At 61.6% G+C, this 25,387-nt stretch carries 17 protein-coding genes, 1 tRNA gene and 1 pseudogene; 6 read left to right on the top strand and 13 right to left on the bottom strand.

Annotated elements, in window-relative coordinates; all coding sequences use genetic code 11:
- Window positions 1–28: 28 nt before the first annotated feature.
- From G9X67_RS16395 to G9X67_RS16370, 6 genes are all read right to left on the bottom strand, one after another.
- Entirely contained in the window at window positions 29–3,217 is a 3,189-nt protein-coding gene (locus tag G9X67_RS16395) for a type I restriction endonuclease subunit R (RefSeq protein WP_171599193.1), read from the bottom strand.
- A 22-nt stretch (window positions 3,218–3,239) separates the two neighbouring features.
- Entirely contained in the window at window positions 3,240–5,372 is a 2,133-nt protein-coding gene (locus G9X67_RS16390; RefSeq protein WP_171599192.1) for a DUF262 domain-containing protein, read from the bottom strand.
- A 46-nt stretch (window positions 5,373–5,418) separates the two neighbouring features.
- Window positions 5,419–6,162 carry a DUF6615 family protein gene (locus G9X67_RS16385; RefSeq protein ID WP_171599191.1) on the bottom strand — a complete coding sequence of 248 codons (744 nt, stop codon included), beginning with the start codon at window positions 6,160–6,162 and terminating at the stop codon, window positions 5,419–5,421.
- Entirely contained in the window at window positions 6,159–7,439 is a 1,281-nt protein-coding gene (locus G9X67_RS16380; protein ID WP_171599190.1) for a restriction endonuclease subunit S, read from the bottom strand. Before G9X67_RS16380 ends, G9X67_RS16385 begins: the two co-directional genes overlap by 4 nt.
- On the bottom strand, window positions 7,436–8,986 hold the full coding sequence (locus G9X67_RS16375) for an N-6 DNA methylase (RefSeq protein WP_171599189.1): 1,551 nt from the start codon (window positions 8,984–8,986) through the stop codon (window positions 7,436–7,438). The genes G9X67_RS16380 and G9X67_RS16375 overlap by 4 nt, the downstream gene beginning before the upstream one ends.
- 155 nt (window positions 8,987–9,141) lie before the next feature.
- Window positions 9,142–9,215: transfer RNA gene (locus tag G9X67_RS16370), tRNA-Gln, on the bottom strand.
- Between the two features lie 163 nt (window positions 9,216–9,378).
- Here G9X67_RS16370 and G9X67_RS16365 point away from each other — a divergent pair.
- From G9X67_RS16365 to G9X67_RS16355, 3 genes are read left to right on the top strand one after another with little or no spacing between them, the layout of a single operon-like run.
- The gene (locus G9X67_RS16365; RefSeq protein WP_171599188.1) at window positions 9,379–10,290 is read left to right on the top strand and encodes an MBL fold metallo-hydrolase; all 912 of its coding nucleotides are present in this window, start codon (window positions 9,379–9,381) and stop codon (window positions 10,288–10,290) included.
- A gap of 30 nt (window positions 10,291–10,320) precedes the next feature.
- Window positions 10,321–10,779 carry a DCC1-like thiol-disulfide oxidoreductase family protein gene (locus G9X67_RS16360; RefSeq protein WP_171599187.1) on the top strand — a complete coding sequence of 153 codons (459 nt, stop codon included), beginning with the start codon at window positions 10,321–10,323 and terminating at the stop codon, window positions 10,777–10,779.
- Window positions 10,776–12,500 (top strand): DUF4166 domain-containing protein, encoded by a 1,725-nt coding sequence (locus G9X67_RS16355; RefSeq protein WP_171599186.1) that lies wholly within the window; start codon window positions 10,776–10,778, stop codon window positions 12,498–12,500. The genes G9X67_RS16360 and G9X67_RS16355 overlap by 4 nt, the downstream gene beginning before the upstream one ends.
- 572 nt (window positions 12,501–13,072) lie before the next feature.
- On the opposite strand, the gene G9X67_RS16350 is transcribed toward G9X67_RS16355, so the two are convergent.
- Window positions 13,073–13,984 carry a DUF1499 domain-containing protein gene (locus G9X67_RS16350; protein WP_171599185.1) on the bottom strand — a complete coding sequence of 304 codons (912 nt, stop codon included), beginning with the start codon at window positions 13,982–13,984 and terminating at the stop codon, window positions 13,073–13,075.
- Between the two features lie 610 nt (window positions 13,985–14,594).
- On the opposite strand from G9X67_RS16350, the gene G9X67_RS16345 reads away from it, so the two are divergent.
- Window positions 14,595–14,987, top strand: coding sequence for a hypothetical protein (locus G9X67_RS16345; protein ID WP_017993220.1), 393 nt, complete (start codon window positions 14,595–14,597; stop codon window positions 14,985–14,987).
- Window positions 14,988–15,002: 15 nt separating this feature from the next.
- On the opposite strand, the gene G9X67_RS16340 is transcribed toward G9X67_RS16345, so the two are convergent.
- Window positions 15,003–15,248 (bottom strand): hypothetical protein, encoded by a 246-nt coding sequence (locus G9X67_RS16340; protein ID WP_003546063.1) that lies wholly within the window; start codon window positions 15,246–15,248, stop codon window positions 15,003–15,005.
- 123 nt (window positions 15,249–15,371) lie between these two features.
- Between G9X67_RS16340 and G9X67_RS16335 the strand changes: the two genes are divergently transcribed.
- Both G9X67_RS16335 and G9X67_RS16330 read left to right on the top strand, forming a co-directional pair.
- Window positions 15,372–15,569, top strand: a complete 198-nt coding sequence (locus G9X67_RS16335) for a hypothetical protein (protein WP_003546062.1) — start codon at window positions 15,372–15,374, stop codon at window positions 15,567–15,569.
- A gap of 375 nt (window positions 15,570–15,944) precedes the next feature.
- Window positions 15,945–16,223: a hypothetical protein gene (locus G9X67_RS16330; RefSeq protein ID WP_171599184.1), complete on the top strand. Its 279-nt coding sequence runs from the start codon at window positions 15,945–15,947 to the stop codon at window positions 16,221–16,223.
- Between the two features lie 38 nt (window positions 16,224–16,261).
- Here G9X67_RS16330 and ppdK read toward each other — a convergent pair whose 3' ends face one another.
- The 5 genes and pseudogenes from ppdK to G9X67_RS16305 form a co-directional block, all read right to left on the bottom strand.
- Window positions 16,262–18,970 (bottom strand): pyruvate, phosphate dikinase, encoded by a 2,709-nt coding sequence (gene ppdK, locus G9X67_RS16325; protein WP_171599183.1) that lies wholly within the window; start codon window positions 18,968–18,970, stop codon window positions 16,262–16,264.
- Window positions 18,971–19,809: 839 nt separating this feature from the next.
- On the bottom strand, window positions 19,810–23,271 hold the full coding sequence (locus G9X67_RS16320; protein ID WP_171599182.1) for a chromosome segregation SMC family protein: 3,462 nt from the start codon (window positions 23,269–23,271) through the stop codon (window positions 19,810–19,812).
- Window positions 23,272–23,367: 96 nt separating this feature from the next.
- A complete protein-coding gene (locus tag G9X67_RS16315; protein WP_020665237.1) occupies window positions 23,368–24,144 on the bottom strand; it encodes a DsbA family protein in 777 nt (258 codons plus the stop codon).
- Between the two features lie 536 nt (window positions 24,145–24,680).
- Window positions 24,681–24,866, bottom strand: a pseudogene (locus G9X67_RS35435) (hypothetical protein); the annotation flags it as partial.
- On the bottom strand, window positions 24,866–25,363 hold the full coding sequence (locus tag G9X67_RS16305) for a DUF721 domain-containing protein (RefSeq protein WP_018069144.1): 498 nt from the start codon (window positions 25,361–25,363) through the stop codon (window positions 24,866–24,868). The gene G9X67_RS16305 and the pseudogene G9X67_RS35435, both read right to left, overlap by 1 nt.
- Window positions 25,364–25,387: the final 24 nt, after the last annotated feature.

The raw sequence follows: 25,387 nt of genomic DNA, 5'->3' as shown, positions 1-25,387 counted from the left end.
TGCTGTAGCCACTACTCGGCCAAAGCCATCAAGGCGCCCCTGCAACCTCCCGCAACAGCACCTCTGCCTGCGCCAGCACGGTCTGAACCGCCTCCTGCTCAAGATCAGGTGGATAGCCAAACTTCTTCAAAATTCGCTTCACCAGGACCCGCATCTTGGCGCGAGCGCTCGCCTTGTGCTGCCAATCAACGGTCACGGACTTGCGCATCTGTTCGACGAGTTCATGAGCAATGACTCGAAGATGTTCGCTGCCCATCGCCTCCACTGCGCTGTCGTTACTAGCCAGTGCGTCGTAAAAGGCCTCTTCTTCGGGAGATAGTCCCAAAGCTGCGCCGCGAGCTAAGGCAGCTTTCATATCTTTGGCCATTGCGACCAATTCTTGGATCATCTCGACGGTGGAGATTGTGTTGGCATGGTAGCGGGCCACCGCATCCTCCAGCCGCTTGGAGAATGCCTTAGATTGAACGACGTTGGATTTCGAGCGGCTCTTGATCTCACCATTAAGCAGCTTCTTCAGCGCTTCCAATGCGAGGTTCTTTTTCTCCATGCGCTGCACGTCGGCGAGAAACTCATCCGACAGGACGGAGATGTCAGGCGACTGCAATCCAGCAGCTTTGAGAATGTCGACGATCTCGGCATTGGCGACCGCCTGATTAAGGAGTTGCTCGACAGCCAGCGACTTCGCCTTGTCCGACATCTTACCGGTGGCTGTCGTCTTCACGAGCGCAGCGCGTACCGCCTGGAAGAAGCCGACCTCATCGCGGATTTCCGCCGCGGCATCGCTTGCAGAAGACAAGGCGTAGGCCTTGCTCAGTTCCAGCACTACGTCCTGGTAGCGGCGATGCGCCTTCTTCTTCGCCTCGATGCCCTCGACTTTCGCGGCCTCGTTCTCCAGCCACTTCAGTATCCAATCTATGCCATCTGCCAGGGCCTTCAGGCGCTGCTGCGGGGCACCCACGATACCAAGACTGTAGTCGCGACCGTTGAACATAGCGCGAACGATCTCATACTTCTCCAGAAGAACCGCAACAGCTTCCTCCTCGTCAATGCCGGTTTTGTCTCGGTCGGACTGAGAGTATTGCGCCAGTGCATTCTTCAGGTTCTGGGCAATGCCGATATAGTCGACGATCAGCCCGCCCGGTTTGTCCTTGAAAACGCGGTTGACGCGGGCGATCGCCTGCATGAGGCCGTGGCCACGCATCGGCTTGTCGATGTACATCGTATGCATGCAGGGTGCATCGAAACCGGTCAACCACATGTCACGCACGATCACGAGCTTTAGCGGATCATCGAGTTTGCGAGCGCGCTTGGCGAGATCGTCCCGCCGCTTTTTGTTGCCGATATGCGGCTGCCATTCGAGAGGGTCGGAGGCAGAGCCGGTCATCACGATCTTGACCACACCCTTATCGTCATCGTCCGAATGCCAATCAGGCCTGAGCGCAATAATCTCGTGGTAGAGATCGACGCAGATGCGGCGGCTCATGCAGACTGCCATCGCCTTGCCATCCATGCCCTCGATGCGGTGCTCAAGGTGAGCGACGAGATCGGCTGCGATCTGCGTCAGGCGCTTCTTCGAACCTACCAGCCGCTCGACCGTTGTCCACTTGGCCTTCTGCTTCTCCTGCTCGCTCAACGTCTCGTCTTCGAGTATGGCCTCGATCTCGGCATCGATCTTCGGCTTCTCGTCCTCGTTCAATTCGATGCGGGCCAGCCGGCTCTCGTAGTAGATCGGAACCGTCGCCTTGTCCTCGACCGCTCGGCTTATGTCGTAGATGTCGATATATTCGCCGAAGATCGCTGGCGTGTTGACATCCTCCGCCTCGATCGGCGTTCCGGTGAACCCGATGAAGGAAGCGTTCGGCAGCGCTTCCCGTATGTAATGGGCGTAGCCATAGCGCCGCTTGCCAGTCTGCTTGTCCAGCTTGGCGTCAAAACCGTATTGGCTGCGGTGCGCTTCATCTGCCATGACGATCACGTTGCGGCGATCCGTCAGCATAGGAAACCGTTCCTCGCCGGCGTCGGGCGTGAACTTCTGTACGGTCGTGAAGATCACACCACCCGATGCCCGGTTCAGCAGCAGCCTCAGATCGTCCCGACTCTCGGCCTGCTCAGGCGTCTGGCGGATTAGATCGCGACAGAGGCTGAACGTCCCGAAGAGCTGATCGTCCAGATCATTGCGGTCGGTCAGCACTATCAGCGTCGGGTTCTCAAGTTCCCGCGAACGGACGATCAAGCCGCCGAGAAATGCCATCAGAAAGCTCTTGCCGGAACCCTGGGTATGCCAGATCACTCCGATCTTGCGATTGCCCTCCGGCTTGGCCGCCTCGATGGCGCTGACAATTGCTTTCCGGGCGCCGTGAAACTGGTGATAGCCGGCGATGATCTTGAAGGCACCCGTGCCCTGATCGCCGAAGACGATGAAGTCGCGGATGAGGGCCAGGAATCGTTCCTTGTCGAAGACGCCTCGCAATAGCGTGTCCATTTCATAGGGACCATGCGGCGTGAAATCCCCATCCGCACCAGTGATTGAGCGCCAGGGCATGAAACGCTCCTCGTCTGCCGTCAGCGAACCAATGCGGGCCAACATGCCATCGGAGGCCACCATGACGGCATTGGTGCGGAAGAGCGACGGGATTTGCTCCCTGTAAGTCTGAAGCTGCTGGTAGGCCTGGCCGACGGTGGCGCTCTCGCTCGCCACATTCTTCAACTCGATGATGCCGAGCGGCAACCCGTTCACGAAAACCATCACGTCGGGCCGTCTTGTGTATTTGCCTTCAGCGACTGTGAACTGGTTGGTCACGAGGAAGTCGTTTTTCTCTGGATGCTCGAAATCGATCAACCAAAGTTTGTCACTCTTAACCTCGCCATCACCGATGCCAAATTCGACATCGACGCCCTCCGTGATCAGCCGATGGATGCGACGATTCTCCTCAATTAGTGAGGGGGTATCCGAAATCGAGAGCTGACGGATCGCCTGCTCGCGAGCATCGGATGGAATGGTCGGATTCAGCCGCTCAACTGCAGCGTCAAGAACATCAGAGAGCAGCACGTCTCGGTATGCAAGACGGGCCGGAGCCGTTCCATCGGGGGAGATAACTGCCGATGGCTGATAACCGTATCCGAGTTCCCGAAAGGTGGCGATGACGACTTCTTCGACCAGGCCCTCGGAGAAGCCGGAAGGAGACGCTGACGTTTGCTTGTAGAGGACGTCTTCCATGGGGCCTCTCCCGCCGTTCGTCTCAGACGAATCGTTCCCTGATATAGGTGATGGCTTGGTCTCCGCTCATCTCTCGTGATGAGTTGCCGTTCCGGACATAGAATCGGTCCTGAGCAGCGCCGCCTTTGTCTGCTAGTCTGATGTATATCGGCTTGTTCGCCGGCAGGATTTCAACACGGCAGATTTCCTTCTCGTCGAGGTCGGGAAAGGAAAGCTTCACCTTCGTTGCCGCGAAAGCTTCACCAAACGTGTTGATGATCAACGTCTTCAGGTGAAGCTCGAACTTGTCACGGTTGCCGCCGTTGAGGGACTTGTAGTCACTGTCCAGACCCGCAATGTCCCCATTGTCGGCAACACCGACCAGCAGAGTACCGCCCTGCGCATTGGCGAAGGCGGCGATCGTCTTCATGACGACGCCTTCCAATTCCTTATTCACGGTGCCCTGCTTGATGTCCCAGCGCAGGGTCTGCTTGAACTCCACTTCTTCGTTCTCGCCCTCGGCAATCATGTCCTCAAGAGAGATACCCTCGGCGACAGCATGAGTCTCGGCCAGCCCCTCAAGCCAGGCGTTCAGGCTATCGGCGAGCATTTTGCGGCGCGTTCTGAGGAACAACTCGTAGTTCTCAATTTGCCAAAGCTCCCGGTCTTCCGGGATAAGCTGTAGGCCAAGCGCGTTCGGCTGGTTTCGCGCGACGCCGAAGAGGTAGGCTTCCGTCTCCTTGGCACCCTTGGATCGATTGGCTATTTGGGTCAGGATAGCCCGGTTGGTGAGCTCCTGCGCCAATTGATAGCGAAGCCTGTTTTCCTGGCCGTATCCCGCCGCCTTCAGGTTGGCGAAGGCAAAGATATGATCGTATTCCAACTTGTATCTCTCGCCCATCGGCTGATGAATGGAAACACTCGTGGTCAGGCACTTCGCGCCGCGGCTTTTCAGGTGCCAGCGCAGCAGCCCGAACAGCGGATGCTGGACGGCGCTGCCCACAAATTCGTCTGGCGAAATGGCAATGGCCCCGCCACGATCTTCCCGGATGACCTCTAGAAGGCGATCAAACGGCGTGTCGGAGGTGGCGACAATCTTCAGGTCGTGGTCCAGCTTTTGCGGAAGCTGGCTCACGTAGCGCCGACGAACCTGAGAATAATAGAACCACTTGACCACCTTCTGGATATCGTTGTGGCTGAGGTTGCAGTTCATTCGATGGCAGTAGGCTACGATCGGGATGACTGCGTAGATCGAGTTGATCTCATCGGTATGATCGACGAAAGCATGGCCGCGCAGTAGATTCGCGACATAGTCCAAAACCTTGTCGTCCAGCGCTTTCCAGACCTCACGAATGGCATCGTTGTTGTCGACCGAATGCAGCTTACGCATATCAGAGCCACCCTGATGCAGGATGGCAAGCAGTGCATAGACGATGAAATCGAGCTTGAAAATGAAGCCGTTACTCTTCAGCACGTCGAGCTTCATCTTAAAGGCTTCACGAGCTTGCGGCCAATAGCCAGAAATTTGCGCTAGTGCGAGTTCGGCGTCCGTCAATGCAACACCACCCGCATTGACGATGTAGAAGATATCGATGGCAGCGCGGAGATTGGCCGTGGCCGGAATATTCTGCTCGGGGAAATCACGATCAAGGATTCCCTGAACCGCAGAAAATGTGTCATCGATCTTGTCTTCGTCATCCCGCGAAACCTCGCGCCCGGCCTCTTCGAGCCCTCGAACGACGTCACGTGCTCTCATGCTCCGTTTGAAGATATCCGTGATCTTCAACCAACGTGGATCGTTCTCCATCCGCTTCTGATAGTATTCGATCTCCCGCGTTTCGACATTGACGTGCAGCCCGCGCGTATCCTCGGTAATCTCTTCCAGCGTGTAATAGGGCGGCAGTTCGCCGCGGATCAGCATGTACAGTGTCGTCACGCGCTGCTGGCCATCGAGCAGGATCTTGATCGCGCCCTGGCGAGCATCATAGACGTGGTCACCCTTCAGTTCCGGCGGATGGTTTGTGTCCCAGGTAAGAATGGTCCCCGTCGGATACCCCTTGATCATCGAGTCGATCAGAAGCTTGGCATCCTTCTTCTTCCAGACATATTCGCGCTGGAAGGCCGGCACGAAGAGCTGCCGTTCGTCTATCTTTTCCAGAATGCTGCTGATTTTCATGATGCAAGTTGATCCTTCACCGAAATTCGGTCGTGAAAATCCGATTTCATCGACCGCGACAATCTATTGTCACCAACCCTATCGGACCGTGTTCGCCATCTGGCTCTCGAATGGGGTGTGAGAAATATCCATCGGTCGGAACGATATAGGGGGGAAGCGTGCCGTCACGCATCAGCGTTTGACCATTCAGTTTCGCCACGCTTGGAAAGAAGAGACTTCTTCCTTGCTGGGAGCAAACCAGGAAATGCCAAGGCACACATCGCGCCTCCAACGAAGCAAGATCTTGATAGCCGTGTTTCTTGATTTTGCGAGCAGGGCCAATCAAGCATCCCGCCTCGTAAGGGCGCGGCATGGATGACTTCTGCCAACGCGATCTTGCGCTTTCTTCTGAGTAAAAGCACAGGATCGGCAGCAATCGATCGCGCTTAGCTTCGGCGATCAGCATATCGGCCTGCGGGTGCGGTGCCGACTTCGCCTTGTAGGTAAACAACCCTGGGAACTGCAGTGTATTCTTAGGCAGGCGCTTTGCTTGCACCCGCATCTTCAGCGTGTATTTTCGGCCTATCAGGTGCCACTCCCAGTCAGCGCCGTTGCGTGCTTCTTGTCGTTTTGTAAACGTTCGGATCTTCACTATCTTGGAGTGGCGACGCCAGATCTCCAACAAAGTGCTCTCTGTAATAGTTTCCTCGCCGTAGGAAATGGCAGACCCATATGCCAGATGCAGATTTCTCGAGACGGCATCCCCAAGCTCCAGGAAGGTTCTGCAAAGAGATTTCGCTGAGGGCTTCACTGCGCAGCCTCCATTAGATCCTCCGCCTCGGACAGGCGGATTTCCCCGGACATGAGCTTGGGGAGGAGTAGGTCGCGGGTTGCTGCGAGGGTGCTGTTTTGCTGGCCGTTCGCAACAAGCTTGGCAATTAGCGGGTCTGCAATGTGACTGAATTTCTCCAAAACCCTGTTTCCGCCAAAGGGGAGCGTGAAGCCGTCGATCTCTTTCTTACCCAGATGAATTACCGTGGTGCCGATCGCTGTGGTCTCATGTGTCGCTAGCAAGGGCTTTATGCCGAGGTATAGGAATGCCCGGTTGTCAGACTCCACCGGTGAGAAGCAGCAGATGCGCTGGTTCATCAATGTTTGGTCTCCTTGCCAAAGATAGGCGCGAAACTCCCCATCCATGCCAACGGCTATGTCTCCTGGAGCAATCAGATACTCTTTGGGATGAACTTCCTCCGTAAATACTCCCCCCTCATGCCGAGGAAGATCACGAATGCGAGCTAGCGGGCGACCACGACCTTCACTGTTAAATTGCTTGGAAGCGTATGGCGCTCCATAGATGACTTTGGCGACGCTGTAGATTGATTTGTAAAGCCACCCCTCTGGCAACCCATAGTCATCGAGCGTAGCGGGGAATAGATCCGCGAAAGATTGTGCTTGTTCGGCATCCTGCACAAGGCCGCCCATGATGGTGACCGGATCGGTTGCGCCCTCCAGCTTGCGGCGCGTAGGGCCGAAATCCACGAACCAGTCGCGGAAGATCGCTTGTGCCATCGCCTCTAGCGTCTCGTTCATCCGCCGGTTCAGTTCGATCTTGTTGTCGAAAGCAGCAAGAGCCGTCTCAATGGCGCGCTGCTCATCAAGTGGCGGCAAAGGAAGGGGCTGTACCGCGAACACATCTCTGCTCAGGCTAGGGTTCGATGTACCATCTTTGAGGTGATTGAGGCCGACGAAATTCACGAAATAGTAGAAATATCTCGGGCTTACGTGGGGCTTGAAGGTTGCATAGTACGCTGTATCGATAACCCAGAACGGTCCTTCGCACCATTCGACCCCAAGGTTTCCCTGTCCCTTGCGTCCGAGGATTACCGTTGGTCCTATAGACAACGGGGTATCGTGCCATCCGGTCCTTCCGTTCGAGCCATAAACCGGAACGTGGCCATTTCTCCGGTCGCCTGCGGTAAGCGCGCGACCATAGTTCAAGGTGCACACGTCTTGCATCTTTACTAGCGGCCACTGAAAGACCGTACTATTTCGGAAGCCGATCACCTGAGGCCGCATAACAGCGTTCAACGTAAGCCTCCAAGCGTATGATCTATTTGCTGCTCCAATGCTCGACTACGCTCGAATTGTGCCAACAGCGTTTCCCTCAACCCTCCAAACTTCTCTGCAAAAGACACCCCGTCATCCTCGGCATCTGCTGCGCCCACATAGCGCCCCGGTGTGAGCACATGGCCATGGCCGCGCACCTCATCCAAGCTGGCCGATTTGCAAAAACCCGGCTCGTCCGCATAGTCCACCCATCCATTCTTCGCCCGTGTTTCCGGCTTCGAGCGCCAGCGGTGATAGGCGCCAGTGATCCTGTCGATATCATCCGCCGTGAACTCGCGGCGAACCCGGTCCACCATGAAGCCCAGCTTGCGGGCGTCGATGAACAGGATTTCACCGCGCCGATCGCGATGGCCATTGGCGCTCTTGTCGCGGGCCAAGATCCATAGACATGCGGGGATCTGGGTGGAATAGAAGAGCTGGCCCGGCAACGCCACCATGCAATCCACCTGATCCGCCTCGATCATTGCCTTGCGGATGTCGCCTTCGCCGGATTGCTGAGAGGACATAGAGCCATTGGCCAGCACCACGCCCGCCGTGCCACGCGGGGCAAGGTGATGGGTGATGTGCTGCAGCCAGCCAAAATTGGCATTGCCCTTGGGCGGAACGCCGAACTTCCATCGGGCATCTTCCGCCAGCCGCTCGCTGCCCCAATCGGAAATATTGAACGGCGGGTTGGCGAGGATGAAATCGGCCTTCAGCTCCGGCAGCTCGTCGCGGTGGAAACTGCCCTCGTTGTTCCAGCGGATATCGGCGTCGATGCCCTGGACGGCGAGGTTCATCTTGGCCAGACGCCAGGTTGTGTGGTTGATCTCCTGGCCATAGACAGCGATGTCATTGCGCCGCCCGCCATGCTCCTCGATGAACTTTTCCGACTGTACGAACATGCCGCCCGAGCCGCAGCAGGGGTCATAGACCCGGCCCTTATAGGGCTCCAGCATCTCGACGAGGGTGCGCACCACGGAACGTGGTGTGAAGAATTCGCCACCGCGTTTGCCTTCCGAACCGGCGAAACCGGAAAGGAAATACTCGTAGACACGACCCAGCAGGTCTTTCGCCGTGTCCTTGCTGTCATGCAGGCCGATGTTGGAGAAGAGGTCAATCAGCTCGCCGAGCATGGTCTTGTTGAGCGCAGGCCGGGCATAGTTCTTCGGTAGAACACCCTTCAGGCCTTCGTTCGACGGAAAGCGCTCGATGGCTTCCATCGCCTCGTCAATCAGCTTGCCGATCTCCGGCCGCTTGGCATTGGCCTGCAGATACGGCCATCTGGCTTCCGCCGGCACCCAGAACACGTTTTCCGCGAGATATTCCTCCGGGTCTTCCGCATCGGCATACTCGTCTGCCGTCAGCTTGGCGTAAAGTCCCTCAAAGGCATCGGAAATGTATTTCAAGAAGATGAGGCCCAGCGCCACATGTTTGTATTCCGAGGGCTCCAGATTGCCCCTAAGCTTATCCGCAGCCTTAAAAAGCTCGGCCGTGAAGCCGAGGTCGCCATTATTCTCTTTTGCCACACGAGCGCTCCCAATAGTCGCGCCGACGATAGCAGTGAAGCAGGCTGAGTAAAGGACGAAAAGCAAGCCTCAGTTGTCCATCGCCGATGTGCCGGCTAGGTGTACCGCCGCGGCAACATATCGCCAAGTATCTGGTTTATCGACATAACAAATCGTGGCTGGGGCGCCTGGATTCGAACCAGGGGTGACGGTACCAAAAACCGTTGCCTTACCGCTTGGCGACGCCCCACCAGAGCTTGAGCGGAAACCGCTTGCTCAAATCGACGCCTGATTAGCAAAGCTCTTCGCCTGTCACAATGACTAAGTTTAACCCGGCGCAGATTTTATGCGCTGCGCGGTGCAGGCAGTCGTGCTAGAAACTGGCGACGTCATTGGCCCGAGATCATTCCTTCATGGACAGTCCCGCATTCGACCTCGCTTTCGAGCCGGCCTATGGGCAGGCCGTGCCGGTTGTTTCAGGGGTCGAGCGGGTTACAGTGAACAATCCCGGCCCTTTCACCTTTTTCGGTACCAACAGCTATATCGTCGGCTCTTCCTCCGTCGCGGTCATCGATCCCGGCCCGGAGGACGATGCGCATTATCAGGCGCTGATGGCAGCCCTTGGCGGGCGCGCGGTGACGCATATCTTCGTCAGCCACACGCATCGCGACCACTCGCCGCTTTCCAGGCGCCTGCAGGCGGCAACGGGGGCGGTGACGGTCGGGCAAGGGCCGCACCGGCCGGCGCGGCCGCTGCGCGAGGGCGAGATCAATCCCTTCTCCGAAAGCTCGGATCTATCATTCGTGCCCGATATTGCGCTCAGTGACGGCGAGAGCCTGTCGGGTGATGGCTGGGCGCTCAGAGCAGTGCTGACGCCGGGGCACACGGCCAATCACGCCGCCTTCGCGCTTGTGGGCCGCGACATCCTCTTCTCAGGCGATCACGTCATGGCCTGGTCGACCTCGATCGTCGCCCCGCCGGATGGTTCGATGGCGGATTACATGGCCTCGCTCGAGCGGCTGATTGAACGCGAGGACCGGCTGTTGCTGCCCGGCCATGGCGGGCCGGTGACGGAGCCGGCCAAATTCCTCCGGGCGCTGAAGGCGCATCGCCTCAAGCGCGAGCAGGCGGTGCTGGCGCGTGTGCAGGCGGGCGACCAGCAGATTGCCGAGATGGTGAAGGTGATCTATCGCGATACCGATCCGAAGCTGCATGGGGCGGCCGCCCTTTCCGTGCTCGCCCATATCGAGGATCTTCTGGAGCGCGGCGAGATCGCGGCGGATGGGCCGCCTTCGCTGGCCGCCCTCTACCGGCCGGCGGCATGAACATGAGGGTGGGGTCATGAGGATGGGGACATGACGATGAAGCCGCAAGCCGATTACAGCTATCGTGGCGATGCCGATGTGCCCGCCTTTGCCGATGACCGGCCGTTGATCGTCTTCGATGGCGAATGCGTGTTCTGCTCCGGCTGGGTGAAATTCGCGCTGAAACATGACAAGCAGCAGCGATACCGCTTCCTCGCCGCACAGACGCCGCTCGGCGCCGCGCTCTACCGGCATTACGGGCTCCACGCGCGCGACTATGAGACCAATATCCTGATCGAAAACGGCCGCGCCTTCTTCAAATCCGATGGCTCGATCCGCATGGTGGCGGGCCTCGGCTTTCCCTATTCGCTGGTCAAGATCTTCCGGCTGCTGCCGCGGCGGGCGGCCGATGCGCTCTATGAATTCATCGCCCGCAACAGGCTGAAGATCGCCGGCCGGCAAAGCTGCATGGTGCCGACGCCGGAGCAGCGAAGCCGCTTCATCACATGAGCGAGGACCGGTTTTCGCTGCTCATCATCGGCGGTTACGGCACCTTCGGCGGGCGGCTTGCCCGGCTGCTTGGCGATGAACCGCGGCTCAGGCTGCTGGTTGCGGGGCGTTCGCTTGAAAAGGCTGACGATTTCGTTGCAGATCTCCGGACGCCGAAAGATGGAGCCGAGGGCCTGGGAAGCAACAATCTCGGCGCGATGGTGCAGGCAGTCAGCTTCGACCGAGACGGCGATCTCATCGAACAGCTGACGCGGCTGAGGCCTCATCTCGTCGTCGATGCCTCGGGGCCGTTTCAGACCTTCGGGAAGGATGCCTATAAGGTGGTCGAGGCCTGCATCGGCCTCGGCATCGATTATGCCGATATCGCCGACAGTACCGGCTTCGTCGCCGGCATCAGTGGGCTCGATGCCGCGGCCAGGGCCAAGGGCATCTTCGCGCTCTCCGGGCTCAGCAGCCTGCCCGCCCTCTCCTTCGCAGCACTCGATGCGATGGCGCCGCATTTCTCCCGGATCGAATGTGTCGCGGCGGGCATTGCCCCCTCGCCGCATGTGCGGATCGGGCTCAATGTCGTGAGAGCAATCGCGACTTATGCCGGCAAGCCGGTGGCGGTGCTACGGCATGGGCAGCCAGCCGCCGGGCGCGGGCTGATCGATGCGATGCGGGTGACGGTGGCGCCGCCGGGTGTGGCGCCGCTGCGCAGCCGGAAATTCCTGCTGGTGGATGCGCCGGATCTCAAGCTGCTGCCGCATCACCTTGCCGATCTCAAATCCAGCTTCACCGGTGTTGGCACAGAGCCGCAGCCGCTGCAGCACTTGCTCAGCCTTGCGGCAAGGCTCGTCCGCTGCCGGCTCCTGCCGTCGCTGCTGCCGTTTTCTCGGGCGCTACAGCGCGCCAGCCACGCTTTCGCGATCGGCGAACATCGCGGCGGCATGTTCGTCCGCGTCGGCGGCGTCGATCACGCGGGAAAGAGCCTGTCCTGCGGCTGGCATCTGATTGCCGAAGGTGATGACGGGCCGTTCATTCCCATCATCGGTGTGGACGCGCTGGTGCGCCGCCTGCTGACCGGCGTGCGGCCGGAGAATGGCGCCCGGCCGGCGGCGGGGGAGTTGCGGCTTGAAGATTTCGAAGCGGCCTTCCGGCGTTTTCAGATCACATCCGGCATCAGGATGGAATGCGAGGAGGCCTGCCTGCCGCTCTACCGTAGGATCCTCGGCAGCGCCTGGGAGCGGCTGCCGCCCGCCATTTCAGCCCTGCATGCCGGCGGCGCCCGCGTCGCCTCCGGCCGGGCGCGGATCGAGCGCGGCGGCGGGCTGCTGGCCAGGATCGTCGCTGGGGTGATCGGCTTTCCCAAGGCGGGTGAGGATGTGCCGGTCACGGTGCGTTTCGTGACGGATGGCGACAAGGAGATCTGGACACGGGATTTCGGCGGCACGGTCTTCCGCAGCTGGCAGGCCGAGGGAAAGGGCCGCGACCGGCATCTGCTCACCGAGGTGTTCGGGCCGTTCCGGGTGCTGATGGCGCTGGTGCCGGATGGGAAGAGATTGCGGCTCGTGGTGCGCGGCTGGCGGTTTTTCGGGATTCCGCTGCCGATGTTTCTGGCGCCTAGCGGGGATACGTATGAGGAGGAGCGGGATGGGCGGTTCCACTTCCATGTGGAGATCGGTGGGCGGCTGACGGGGTTGGTGGTGCGGTATACGGGGTGGTTGGTGGTGGAGGGGTGAGTGGGTCTCTGCCTTCGCGCGGATGGCTGCCCCTCACCCTAACCCTCTCCCCGCTCGCGGGGCGAGGGGACGTGCCCTGCGACAGGTAGCGAGGGACGGAGAGGTTGCGGCATATCCCCTTCGCCCCGCAAGCGGGGAGAAGGTGCCGGCAGGCGGATGAGGGGCTGGTCCGCGGGCCGTAATACCCCCTCTGCCCTGCCGGGCATCTCCCCCACAGGTGGGGAGATCACAAGTGGCTTGAACTTCGCGCCCCTCTACCGTTTCTCCGTGCTGGACGCTCATTGTTTGGGGAAGTCGGTGCGCCCAGCCGATCTCCCCACCTGTGGGGGTCCGAAGGACGGGTCGAGACCAGTGGCTCGACCCCAGGCCCGGCAGGGCAGAGGGGGGTGCCACACGGCATGCCCTTCGCCGTCATTCCTTCCTCAGGCTTGAAGAAGGGGCAGCCGCCTTCGGCGGCAGCATAGGGGCGTTGAATCTGCCGCACCGTATCCCGGCCCTTCGCTTGGGCTCAGGGCGTTCGCCGCTGCAATCGATTCACTGGATCGATTGCTCGGGCTGCGCCCGACCGCGGCTCACCCACCCGCAATCCCCAGCAGTTCGGCATCCAGCGCCTTCAGATAATCGCCGGCGATTTCGGCGCTGAAGCCGAGGTCGTGTTGGCCGTAGCGGGAGGCGACGCGGATGTCGACGAAGGTGGTTTCGGCCTCTTCGCGGAGCCGGATGATGATATCGAAGCGCAGGCCGAGGATCAGCGTGCGGGTGGTGCCCTGCAGCGTCACGCCGTTGGCGCCTCGGATCAGCTTGGCGACGTCGTCGTCATAGGGGCGCGGCGTCGGCACGGGGATGGTATCGGGCGCATCGGCCACGGCATCGTCGCCCGGCTGCGGCGGCTTGACCGGTCTGTCCTCGGGGTCGCGGCCGGGCTCGGTGTCGCCACTGCTCCTGGTGATGGTAATACCGCTCATCTTGGCGACCTTGCGCACCGCTTCCAGCACGCGGTCGAGCGCGCCCTCATAACGCCGGCCTGTCAGTTCGGGATAGGCGGTGAGCTGCTTTTCACGATCCTCCGGCGTCACCTGCACGTTGCGTTTCAGCCAGATCTGGTCGGAATAGGGCGGCGAAAGCCAGTCGGGTGCGGAGACCGGATCGGTGGAGACGTCGTAGATATCAGGCAGCGTCATGTAACGCTCGGTGGCATAGGCGCCGAGGCCGAGCGGAAAGGCGGCATAGATCAGTGCGGCCAGCGCCGCCAGCCCGCCTTCGGCCCCCGTCATCCAGAGGCTGCGCAGCCCGACTGCGGCGAGCATGGCGGAAAGCAGCGCGCCGCCGGCGGCAGCAATCAACAACAGCACCAGATAGGGTGTGGCGAGGCCGCCGAAGCGGTGGGCGATCATCACCGCCAGCGCCAGCACCAGGGAAAACGCCCCGAGCAGCCGCGAAAAGCGGGCGGCGTTGGAAACGGGGCGGTCGAAGCGGATGGCCATCAAACTTACCGGTTGCTCGTCAGCGCCCGCGCGTTCGACCACGCAAATCGCCTCAACCCTGTTTAGAGCATGATGCCGAAAAGTGTGAAGCGGTTTTCGGACGACATCATGCTCTATTCTTTGATTTAGATCCGGATTCAGATTTAGAGCCTTTCCGGGTTAGATTGCAGCATTCTGTTGGCTCAAACGGAGTCGGATGGTCGACCGGCCGGCGCGTGTCGTAGCCCGGCTCTACGGCCAAGCCGGCCGGTCGATCAGCCGGCCCGTTTCAGCCAACCCGAAGGGCCGGGCATCTTTCCGCCAGGATCAAAGGCGATCGGCTCGGACGTACCTTGGGGTATACCCTTCGCCCATCGCCTTTGCCCTGACGAAAATCTGCTCCGGCAGAATGCTGCAATCTAACCCGGAAAGGCTCTAGGCCGGCCCGGCCTAAAATCATCCGGATCTGGGGCAAGATTCGGCTAAATTGAAACTATTGTCTGAGGCATTGCGGTTGGAATCCACGGCGAAGGCCATGACGAAACGGCGGTTGCTTCATAAGCCCTTGCTGATATGTCAAAAAAAGGCCATTCTGCCGCGGTTTCATCTCCAGATGTAGAGGAGAGACGGGATGATTTCACCCGAGATTGCAGCAAGGCCGCAGGCGTCTGCGCTTGGCGGGATCGACCATCAGTCCGAGCCGATGCTGCCGATGGAGCTGCTTGAGCTCGAACTTTCGCTCGAAGGTTATGCCGGCGGCGATGCCGGCTTCTGCGAGGCGGTGCGCCAGGCGGCGGCACGCTCCGGCGGCGAGCTGCTGTTCGACCTGCCGGCCGGCGGTCTCATCGACGATTGCCGGCGCATCGCCGTGCTGCGCATTCCGGGTGACGGCCAGGAGATGCGCGTCGTGCTGGCGCTGCTCGACGGTAACGGCACCGAGATCCGCATGCAGGCGCCGGATGAAGAGACAGCGCCGCTGGTGCGTTTCGCCGATGCCTTCATCGAATTGCTGGAGCGGATCTAGTTCTAGATCATGATGTCAGCGGCGCTCGGCCGCAGCTTCCGCAACGCTGCGGAACGGGAACTTGCGTCCGCATTCGCACTTGATGACGAAGTTCTCCTGGTGGTTGGAAGGTCGCTGCACGCCAAAGCCGCGCGGCAGCTGATCGACCTTGAAATCCGGGTGCTTGCGCTTGGGATCATCAACTTCCGAGGCTTCGGCAAAGCCCTCATTGCCGCATTGCGGACAGTTCAGTTTTTTCGAAAATCGATCGCGAAGGGCCATGCTCGTTCCAGTTTTGCAAGCTTTCCTCATACATAGGAATGGCCCTCATGCATAGAAAGGTTGGCAAGCGAAAGTGGAACCAAGTGATGAGGCTGCCGTTCCTTTTTCGAAAAGGAGGCGATCATGCCCAACAGAGACCCGATCCCGACACCCAATGCCGATACCCCGCGCGGCCCGACCCCGACCCCCGGCATTCCCGACCCGATCCAGCAAAAACCGCCGCTGACACCGGCGCAGGATCCAGCCGACACGAAGAATCCACAGGATCCGCCGCTCAATCCGGCACTGCTGCCGATTGGGGATCCGGCTGGGGCGGCTTAGGGCGTTATGGCAGCTTTGTCGTTTGTGCCGACGGCTGCTACTCAGCCAATCTCCCCCCTTGTGGGGGAGATGTCCGGCAGGACAGAGGGTGCTCCTCGCCGCCGCACAAAAAACGGCGCGCGGCTGTCGCCGTCGTCTAGGTCTGCTCAGAGCGGGTAACAGCTCGGTGCGCTCCGAGGGCTTGGCCCCCCCCCTCTGCCCTGCCGGGCATCTCCCCCACAAGGAGGGAGATCGGCAGGCGGCCAACGCTTCCCAAACCAAAGGGGCGCTTCCCCCGCGGCAGCTGCCGGATAACCGGAAGTTGCGAGAGCAATAGCTTGACGCCCTCGCCCGAATGGCCTTTCCTCTGAGAAAAGCATTCCAAGGAATAAACCAATGCGCATTCGTCTTCTCATCACCGCCCTAGCCACCATCGTCGCCGGGCTTTCGGCCTGCCAGACGATGACGCCGGAGGAGCGGCGGGCGGCGGATGAGCAGCGGTGCATGAGCTATGGCTTTCGGCGCGGCACGGATGGCTTTGCCACCTGCCTGCAGCGCATCGATCTCGACCGGCGCGCCGAATCACGGGCGCAGAGTGCCGAGATGATGAACCGCATGGCCTGGGATCTGAACGGACCGTATATCTACCGCGATCGCTGGCGGTATCGTCACTGACTGCCACGGGCGCCCTGCCCCAAACTCAAGCGAATATCCTACACGGTTGCCCGCAGGTCTTTCGGACCGCGCCTGGCCTCTTCCAGATTGCCTGCAATCACCGCCTGCGCCGCCGCAAGCCTGGCGATCGGCACGCGGAACGGCGAGCAGGAGACATAGTCGAGGCCGATCGTCTCGCAGAAGCGGATCGAGGCCGGGTCGCCGCCATGTTCGCCGCAGATGCCGAGCTTCATGTCGTTGCGGGTGCGCCGGCCGCGTTCGGCAGCGATGCTGATCAATTCGCCGACACCGTCGAAATCGAGCGAGATGAAGGGATCGTGCTCGATGATGCCCTTGCGCTGATAGGTGGGGATGAAGGCCGAGGCATCGTCGCGCGAGATGCCGAAGGTCGTCTGTGTCAGGTCGTTGGTGCCGAAGGAGAAGAATTCGGCGGCTTCGGCAATCACATGGGCGCGAAGGGCCGCACGCGGCAGCTCGATCATCGTGCCGACGAGATAATCGATCTTCATGCCGGCTTCGTTCATCACGTCGACTGCGACGGCATCGATGTGCGCCTTGACGTAATCGAGCTCGGTGCGGAGGCCAACGAGCGGCACCATGATCTCCGGTACGACGGCTGCCCCGGTCTCCTTAGCGGCGGCGACCGCCGCCTCGAAGATGGCGCGGGCCTGCATCTCGACGATTTCGGGGTAGGAGATCGCCAGCCGGCAGCCGCGATGGCCGAGCATCGGGTTGAACTCGTGCAGCGCATCGACGCGCTGGCGAAGCACGGATGCTTCCATGCCCATGGCGAAGGCGACTTCGGCCACCTCGTCATCGGTCTTCGGCAGGAATTCGTGCAGCGGCGGATCGAGCAGGCGGATCGTCACCGGCAGGCCGTGCATGACGGTGAAGAGGCCGGTGAAATCCAGCCGCTGCATCGGCAGCAGCTTATCGAGCGCCAGCCGCCTGCCCTTCTCATCGACGGCAAGGATCATCTCGCGCATCACATGGATGCGCTCGCCCTCGAAGAACATGTGCTCGGTGCGGCAAAGGCCGATGCCTTCGGCGCCGAAGGAGCGGGCAGCCAGCGCATCGGCCGGCGTATCGGCATTGGTGCGCACCGTCATGCGCCGGGCGCGGTCGGCCCAGCCCATGATGCGGCCGAAATCGCCCGACAACGCCGGCTGGATCATCGGCACCTCGCCCTTCAGCACCTGGCCGGCCGAGCCGTCGATGGTGATGATATCGCCCTTCTTCAGCGTCACGCCGACGCCAAGCAGCCGCTCGTTGCGCACGTCGATGCGCATGGTGCCGGCGCCGACGACGCAAGGGATGCCCATGCCGCGGGCAACGACCGCCGCATGGCTGGTCATGCCGCCGCGAGTGGTGAGAATGCCTTCGGCGGCATGCATGCCGTGAATATCCTCGGGGCTGGTCTCGACTCTGAGCAGGATGACCTTGCGGCCTTCGGCTTCCGCCTCGACCGCCTCTTCCGCGGTGAAGACGATGGCGCCGGTCGCAGCCCCCGGCGAAGCCGGAAGCCCAGCGCCGATTACCTGGCGGGTGACGCGCGGATCGATCGTCGGATGCAGCAGCTGGTCGAGGCTGGAGGGCTCGATGCGCAGCACCGCCTCGTCCTCGGTGATCACCCCCTCATCGACCATGTCGACGGCGATTTTCATGGCCGCCCGCGTCGAGCGCTTGCCCGACCGGGTCTGCAGCATCCACAGCTTGCCGCGCTCGATGGTGAATTCGATATCCTGCATGTCGCGGTAGTGGATCTCGAGCTCGGTGCAGATGCGGCAGAGCTCGCGAAACGCCTCCGGCATCAGCTTTTCCATCGAGGGTTTTTCGGAGCCGGAGGAAATCCGCCCCTCCTCGGTGATGCTTTGCGGCGTGCGGATGCCGGCCACGACATCCTCGCCCTGGGCATTGACCAGGAATTCGCCGTAAAGCGCGCTTTCGCCGGTCGAAGGGTTGCGGGTGAAGGCAACGCCGGTGGCCGACGCATTGCCGAGATTGCCGAAGACCATCGCCTGGATGTTGATCGCCGTGCCCCAGCCTTCCGGAATATTGTGGAGCTGGCGGTAGGTGACGGCGCGGGCACTCATCCAGCTGGAAAAGACAGCGCCCACCGCGCCCCAGAGCTGGACTTCGGGATCCTGCGGGAATTCCTGCTCCAGCTCCTCCTCGATCAGCTTCTTATAGAGGGAGACGATATGCTGCCATTCCGAGGCGTTGAGTTCGGTATCGAATTCATGGCCGAGCTTGGCCTTCTCGTCTTCCAGGATCTCCTCGAAGGCGTCGTTGCCGAGACCCATGACGACATCGGCATACATCTGGATGAAGCGGCGGTAGCTGTCCCAGGCAAAACGCGCATCGCCGGCATCATGGCCGAGCGCCTGCACCGTCTCGTCGTTGAGCCCGAGATTGAGCACGGTGTCCATCATGCCCGGCATGGAGACGCGGGCGCCGGAGCGCACCGAGAGCAGCAGCGGCTGGCTGACGGAACCGAAGCGGCGGCCGGTGATTGCCTCGATCGCCGATATGCCGGCGCGCACTTCCGCCTTCACCGCATTCTCGATGTGGCGGCCGTTCTTGTAATAGGTATTGCAGGCGTCGCTGACGATCGTCAGCCCCGGCGGCACCGGCAGTCCGAGCGCGCACATTTCCGCGAGATTGGCGCCCTTGCCGCCCAGAATCTCGTGATCGCGCGCCCGGCCCTCAGCCTGCCCGTCGCCGAACCTATAGACCCACTTGGTCATCTTCCCCCCAACACCAAATCAGGATTAGCTTAATCCGTTGGTGTTGAAATGAAAATCGACAAATGCGGCAGAATGTTGCGCTGCACAATAAATCTTCGGCGCAGCCGAGGTCGAAACGATTGAAACAGGGCCGAGATGAAAAAAGGCACAAAAAAAGCTTTGCGGGACTGCAACAATGTCCCGCAAAGCCTTGTTTCCGTCCAGCCAGGAAAACCGGACGGGGGGTCCCTCAACCCAGGAACGATTCAGCTTTTTCTCAAAACAGAACCGTTCTGACCTTCGTTCTACGCAATTCCTGGAAAATAGATCGCTACTTCCCTGGATTTGCTCCAACGGTTTCCGGTTCTTGCCCTCGCCCGGAAAACCGCACGCAAATTCGACAATACGCAGCGTTTGCTCACCCGCTTTTTCAGCAGAGTAATTAGGTTGCGTTGAAACAACTTCTAATGCAAGTCAGCGAAAAGAGCATCACCCAAATGGGGTACAAGCGACAAGTGAGCCGACCTTTTTTGGTGTTTATTGCTCGGCCCTTGATTTTACGCAATTTCTGGACGCAAAACCGCGCCGCACCTTTGCTGAAATTGCGTCTGCGCTCGGCGGCTCCATGGATGCTCGGGTCAAGCCCACTGCAGTCCGGTTGGCGTTAACGACTGCCCCTCACCCTAACCCTCTCCCCGTTCTGACGGGGAGAGGGGACGTGCCATGCGAGACATCGGCGGGGAACGGAGAGGCTGCGGCATATCCCCTTCGCCCCGTTTACGGGGAGAAGGTGGCGGCAGCCGGATGAGGGGCTGCTCTCGCCAATCTCCCCGACGCAGAAAACGCGTTCGTCGAAAACCTCAGGCAATCTCGCGCAGGCGCTCGGCCATTTGCAGGTCGACGGAGACGAGCTGGGAGACGCCCTGCTCGGCCATGGTGACGCCGAAGAGGCGGTTCATGCGGGCCATGGTGATCGGATTGTGGGTGATGATAACGAAGCGGGTTTCGGTGGAGGCCGCCATTTCATCCATCAGGTTGCAGTAGCGCTCGACATTGTGGTCGTCGAGCGGCGCGTCCACTTCGTCGAGCACGCAGATCGGCGCCGGATTGGTGAGGAAGACGGCGAAGATCAGCGCCATCGCCGTCAGCGCCTGCTCGCCGCCCGATAGCAGCGTCATGGTCTGCGGCTTCTTGCCGGGCGGACGGGCGAGGATTTCGAGGCCGGCTTCGAGCGGATCGTCGGATTCGATCAGCTGCAGTTCGGCGGTGCCGCCGCCGAAAAGATGGGTGAACAGCCGCTGGAACTGGGCGTTGACGATGTCGAAGGCGGCGATCAGCCGTTCACGGCCCTCGCGATTGAGGCTCTGGATGGCGCCGCGCAGCTTGCGGATCGCATCGATGACGTCGTCGCGTTCCTTGATCAGCGCTTCGAGCTTCTCGCTCAGTTCCTTCTGTTCCTCGTCGGCGCGCAGGTTGACGGCGCCCAGCCGCTCGCGCTCGATCCTCAGGCGTTCCAGCTCGCGCTCGACTTCGCGCGGATCGGGAAGCGCCTGCATGGTCGGGCGGCCGGTCAGCTGCAGCGCCTCGTGCGGCGCGACGTTCAGGACCTCGCGGATGCGGCCTTCGCTTTCCTGCCGCTTCTCGCGGGCGGAGACGAGACGCTCCTCGGCGCGGCCGCGGCGTTCACGGCATTCGGCAAGTTCCGACAGTGCCGTCGTCGCCTTCTGGTCGGCTTCGCGCTGGATGCGTTCGGCCTCGGCCAGCAGATCGCTGGCTTGGCGGCGCGCCTCCTCGGCCTTTTGCAATTCGCTGAGCAGGGCGCGGCGCTTGTCGTCGAATTCATCCGGCGCCAGTTCGAGCTCGGCTGCCTCGTCCCGCGCCTCTTCCTCACGCTCGCGCAGCGTCGCAACGTGATCCTCGGCGCTTGCCGCCCGCTGGCGCCAGGTCTCGCGCTCCTGGCCGATCGCCATGATGCGGCGCTGGCGGGCTTCGTTTTCCCTCGCCAGGCTTTCATGGCGGGCGCGGCTTTCGGCCAGCGCGCCGCGATCGGTCGCAACTTCTGCCTGCTGGAACCGCAGCCGCTCGTCGATCGCAGTCAGGTCGGGCGCGTCTTCCAGCTCGATGCGGGCGTTTTCTTCCTGGACGGCGATTTCCTCCAGCTGCGCGCGCAGCTGGCTGGCAGCCTCGCTGACGACATCGCGGCGGCGGATGAGATCGCCGGAGGCACGCTCGGCGGCAACAAGCGCATCGCGCGCTTCGGCCAAATGACGCGCCGACAGGCGGCTCATGTCGCGCGCCTCGGCAAGCCGGCGCTCCTCGGCGCGGATCGCTTCGGCAGCGGCAGCCTGCCGCGCGTCGGCTTCGGCAAGCACGTCGCGGGCAAGTGTGGCTTCGCTTTCGAGTTCGGCCAGCCGGTTCTTCTGGGCAAGGCGCAAGGCCGCTGCACTCGGGGCGTCGGCACCGGTGACATGGCCGTCCCAGCGATAGACCGCACCCTCTTTGGTCACCAGCCGCTGGCCGGGCTTCAGCGCCGCCATCAGCCGCTCCGCATCGCCTTCCGCCACCAGGCCGATCTGGCGCAGGCGGCGGGTGAGTGCTGCCGGCGCGCGCACATGTGTCAGCAGCGGCGCAACACCGGATGGAAGGGCGGGATCGCCGGCGCCATCGCCATTGTCCGACCAATGGGCCGGCGCCTCGGCATCGAGCGGCGATTCCAGATCGTCGCCGAGGGCGGCACCGAGTGCGGTTTCGAAGCCGCGATCGACCTTCAGCTCGTCGGCAACCGGCGGAAATTTGCCGGCCGCAGCACCGGCGGCGAGCATGCGGGAAATGGTGCGGGCCTCGGTCTCCAGCGCATTCAGGCTCGAACGGGCCTGATCGACCGGCGCGCGCGACAGCGCTTCGGTCTGGCGGGCGCTAGCCAGCGCCTGGTCGACCACCTGAACCGCCGCTTCCGCGTCGGCGACGGCGATCTCGCCGGCCTCGACGATGGCGCGTTTTTCGTCGGGATCCGGCAGGCCGGCGATCTTTTCGCCGACGGCTGACAATTCCTGGTTTGCCTCGTCCATCTGGCGTTCGAGGCGCATCCGCCGGTCCGTGAGATCGCGGATGGCGCGTTCCAGCTGGTTGCGGCCGGCAGCGGCTTCGGCGCGCTCGGCCGTCAGCTGGGTGAAGATGCGTTCGCTGTCGGCCAGTTTTGCCGCCGCGCCCTCGAAGGCCTCGCGGGTCTCCTCGGCATAACGGCCGGAATCGGCGAGAATTTCTGAAATCTCCGCCTCTTCGGCATCGAGCCTTGCCAGGATGACGGCATTGTCGGCCACCAGCCGCTGCTCGCGGCTTATATCCTCGGCAAGCTGGGCGAGGCGACGGGTCAGCTCGTCGCGGCGGCGCAGGATGCGGCCGGCATCTTCCTCCAGCTGGCTTCTGGCGATCTGCAGGCGCTGCAGGGCGGCGGCGGCACGCGCCTCGCCCTCGCGCAGCTCCGGCAGCTTCAGGCTGGCGATGCCCTGGTTCTTCGCCGCCTCCATCTGCATCTGCGCCTTTTCGGCGACGACGGAGGTCGCCTGGTTCAGCGCACTGTCGGCCTCGGCCTCTGCTTCCTTGGCCTGCACCCAGCGGATATGCAGCAGCATCGCTTCGCGGGCGCGGATATCGGCAGACAGGGTCTTGAAGCGGTTTGCCTGGCGGGCCTGGCGCTTCAGGCTCTCGATCTGGCTTTCGAGCTGCGAGGTCACGTCATCGAGGCGCTCGAGATTGCCTTCGGCGGCGCGCAGCCGCAGCTCGGCCTCGTGGCGGCGGGAATGCAGGCCTGAAATGCCGGCCGCCTCTTCGAGCAGCTGGCGGCGGGCCTGCGGCTTGGCCTGGATCAGCTCGCCGATACGGCCCTGCCCGACCATCGAGGGCGAACGCGCGCCGGTGGAGGCGTCGGCAAACAGCAGCTGTACGTCCTTGGCGCGGCTTTCCTTGCCATTGATGCGATAGAGCGAGCCCTGCTCACGCTCGATGCGGCGGGTGACCTGGATCTCGTCGCTGTCGTTGAAGGCGGCAGGCGCGGTGCGCTCGCCATTGTCGAGATAGAGCGCCACTTCGGCAGTGTTGCGCGCCGGGCGGTTGCCGGAACCCGAAAAGATCACGTCGTCCATGCCGGAGGCGCGCATGTTCTTGTAGGAATTCTCGCCCATCACCCAGCGCAGCGCCTCGACGAGGTTCGACTTGCCGCAGCCGTTCGGGCCGACGACGCCGGTCAGCCCGCGTTCGATGATGAATTCCGTCGGCTCGACGAAGGATTTGAAGCCGACCAGGCGCAGCTTGTTGAACTTCATGCAGAAGCTCCGCAGCGCGGGACGGACTTGTCACGCAGCCACAAAAAAACGGGCGCACGGCTTTCGCCGTCGCCCGTTCTATCGAAACGATCCGGTTCAGAGCAGGCTGTCGATGAGCTTCGACAAAGTGTCAACCGGCATGTCTCCAGAGTAGCGCTTGCCATTGATCAGGAAAGTCGGGGTGGCGTTGACGCCGAAATCCTTGGAACCTCTTTCCCGCGTGGCATTCACTTCATCCAGAAGCTTCTGGTTCGTCAAGCATTTCGTGAAGCTATCCTCAGTAAATCCGGCAAGCTTCGACATCTGCAGCAGTGCGGCGCGGCCATCATCGGCGGCGGCCCAGACCTGCTGCTGCTTGAAGAGCATGGAAACCATCGGGAAATACTGTTCTGGCGTGCTCAACTGCTCCGGATTGGAAGAATTGCAGCGGGCGAGCATGAAGGCTGCGGCGGCGCGCGGGTCGAAGGGGAATTCGCGGATGATGAACTGCACCTTGCCGCTGTCGACATATTTCTGCTTGATCGTGTCGAAGACGGTGTTGTGGAAATGGGCGCAATGCGGGCAGGTCATCGACATATATTCGACGATCTTGACCGGAGCGTCGGCCTTGCCGAGCGCCATTTCCGGCAGCACGCCGGGCTTCAGCACCTCAGCCATGTCGACATCGCCGTCGGACTCCGGCATTTCGGTCGCCGATGTGGCGGCCGTCTGCATGGTATCGACATTGGTGCCATCAGCCATGGTCTTGCCGGAGGACGAAGCATCGGCAGCGTCCTTGCTGTCGTTGCAGGCGACAAGCGCTACGGCAGCGGCGGCGATGGCGATACCGCTGAGCAGGCGGCGTTTCGTCAGTTGCATTTCGGACATCTGCATGGATTCCCCATAACTAATGAGATTGACGGCGTGACTGTGCGATATAACGGCTGGCGGCCACTCACAAGGCACGGTTCGCCAACTTCCTTCAAAGAATTGTGACCGCGGGAAGACGACTAGACCAAAAATTGCGAGAATTCCTACCGCTCCGTCCCTTCATCCGAACAACGGCGGTTCGCAGTTCGAAACCACTGCCGTCCGGTTCGTGCCGATGGCTGCCCCTCACCCTAGCCCTCTCCCCGTAAACGGGGCGAGGGGACGTGCCCTGCGAGAGGTTGGTGAGGAACGGAGAGGTCGCAGCATGTCCCTTCGCCCCGTTTACGGGGAGAAGGTGCCGGCAGGCGGATGAGGGGCAAGCCTCGGCAATCTCCCTGGACCGAGGCCGACAGGGCTAAGCGCCACCGCCCTCAGCCTTCATTCGCTCGGCATGCAGACGTTCGAGCCGCTCGAAGGCCATATCGGCGATCGATATCCGAACCCGGATCATCGATCGCCTCGCGGGTCTTTCGACGCATGATTTCGTCGGTCGCACCTTCTTTCCGGGCGAACTGCGCGCGGATCGCCTGGCGACGTTCTTCGGCCGGCTGATCCGTGGTCTCGGCGAGGAGCTTGCGCATGCGCGAGCTAAGTACCAGGCCGTCAACCGCACTGATCTTTTCGGCGCTGGCTTGAGTCAGGCCGCCGGTCTTGGTGTTGCCGGTCAAGTTGGGCGTTTTGCTCATCAGCGTTGATTTCCCCGCTTCCCCATCACCGCGGTCCCTAAGCGCTGGATTGCCTGCCGCAGCTTGTCGTTCTCGATGCCCTCCATCATGCCTTCGAGCTTGCGCGCGGCTTCGCCTTTCAGTGGCGGCGGGGTGCGGGAGCGGCGGATGGCTTGTGAGACCGGCTTCTGGACGATGCGGATCTGGTGGACGGCGGCAAAGCCGAAGAAGCTGTTGATGCGTTGGATGAGTTCGCCCTGGGCATGGGTGAGGAAGAGCGCGCGTGCGCCTTCGCAGGCAATTGTCAGCACACCGGGGCGGAAGCCGCCGGTCTCATTGCCGCCGCGGGCCCAGGCGATCTTTTCCGGCCGGGTGCAATCGGCGAAATCCTCGCCGGCAATTTCACTCCACGAGCCGAGCAGAGCCGTGTTGATGCCGGCGCGCCTCGCAAGCACGGGATCGATCAGCCCGTTCGCCAGCTCGGAAATCTGCTTTGCACCTTTGCGTGGATAACTCATCGAAACCCTTCAGCGACGCCGCCA

It is taken from the genome of Rhizobium sp. WYCCWR 11152 (assembly GCF_013087615.1).
In the GTDB taxonomy this organism is placed as follows: domain Bacteria; phylum Pseudomonadota; class Alphaproteobacteria; order Rhizobiales; family Rhizobiaceae; genus Rhizobium; species Rhizobium indicum.
This window is presented reverse-complemented; position numbering and strand designations above follow the sequence as displayed.

Bases quoted from the DNA above. Each gene is read 5' to 3' on its own strand.
- G9X67_RS16395 (WP_171599193.1), bottom strand. From the start codon at position 3,217: ATGGAAGACGTCCTCTACAAGCAAACGTCAGCGTCTCCTTCCGGCTTC.
- G9X67_RS16305 (WP_018069144.1), bottom strand. From the start codon at position 25,363: ATGAGTTATCCACGCAAAGGTGCAAAGCAGATTTCCGAGCTGGCGAAC.
- G9X67_RS16355 (WP_171599186.1), top strand. From the start codon at position 10,776: ATGAGCGAGGACCGGTTTTCGCTGCTCATCATCGGCGGTTACGGCACC.
- G9X67_RS16390 (WP_171599192.1), bottom strand. From the start codon at position 5,372: ATGAAAATCAGCAGCATTCTGGAAAAGATAGACGAACGGCAGCTCTTC.
- G9X67_RS16335 (WP_003546062.1), top strand. From the start codon at position 15,372: ATGCCCAACAGAGACCCGATCCCGACACCCAATGCCGATACCCCGCGC.
- G9X67_RS16350 (WP_171599185.1), bottom strand. From the start codon at position 13,984: ATGGCCATCCGCTTCGACCGCCCCGTTTCCAACGCCGCCCGCTTTTCG.
- G9X67_RS16360 (WP_171599187.1), top strand. From the start codon at position 10,321: ATGACGATGAAGCCGCAAGCCGATTACAGCTATCGTGGCGATGCCGAT.
- G9X67_RS16315 (WP_020665237.1), bottom strand. From the start codon at position 24,144: ATGCAGATGTCCGAAATGCAACTGACGAAACGCCGCCTGCTCAGCGGT.
- ppdK (WP_171599183.1), bottom strand. From the start codon at position 18,970: ATGACCAAGTGGGTCTATAGGTTCGGCGACGGGCAGGCTGAGGGCCGG.
- G9X67_RS16340 (WP_003546063.1), bottom strand. From the start codon at position 15,248: ATGGCCCTTCGCGATCGATTTTCGAAAAAACTGAACTGTCCGCAATGC.
- G9X67_RS16320 (WP_171599182.1), bottom strand. From the start codon at position 23,271: ATGAAGTTCAACAAGCTGCGCCTGGTCGGCTTCAAATCCTTCGTCGAG.
- G9X67_RS16345 (WP_017993220.1), top strand. From the start codon at position 14,595: ATGATTTCACCCGAGATTGCAGCAAGGCCGCAGGCGTCTGCGCTTGGC.
- G9X67_RS16330 (WP_171599184.1), top strand. From the start codon at position 15,945: ATGCGCATTCGTCTTCTCATCACCGCCCTAGCCACCATCGTCGCCGGG.
- G9X67_RS16365 (WP_171599188.1), top strand. From the start codon at position 9,379: ATGGACAGTCCCGCATTCGACCTCGCTTTCGAGCCGGCCTATGGGCAG.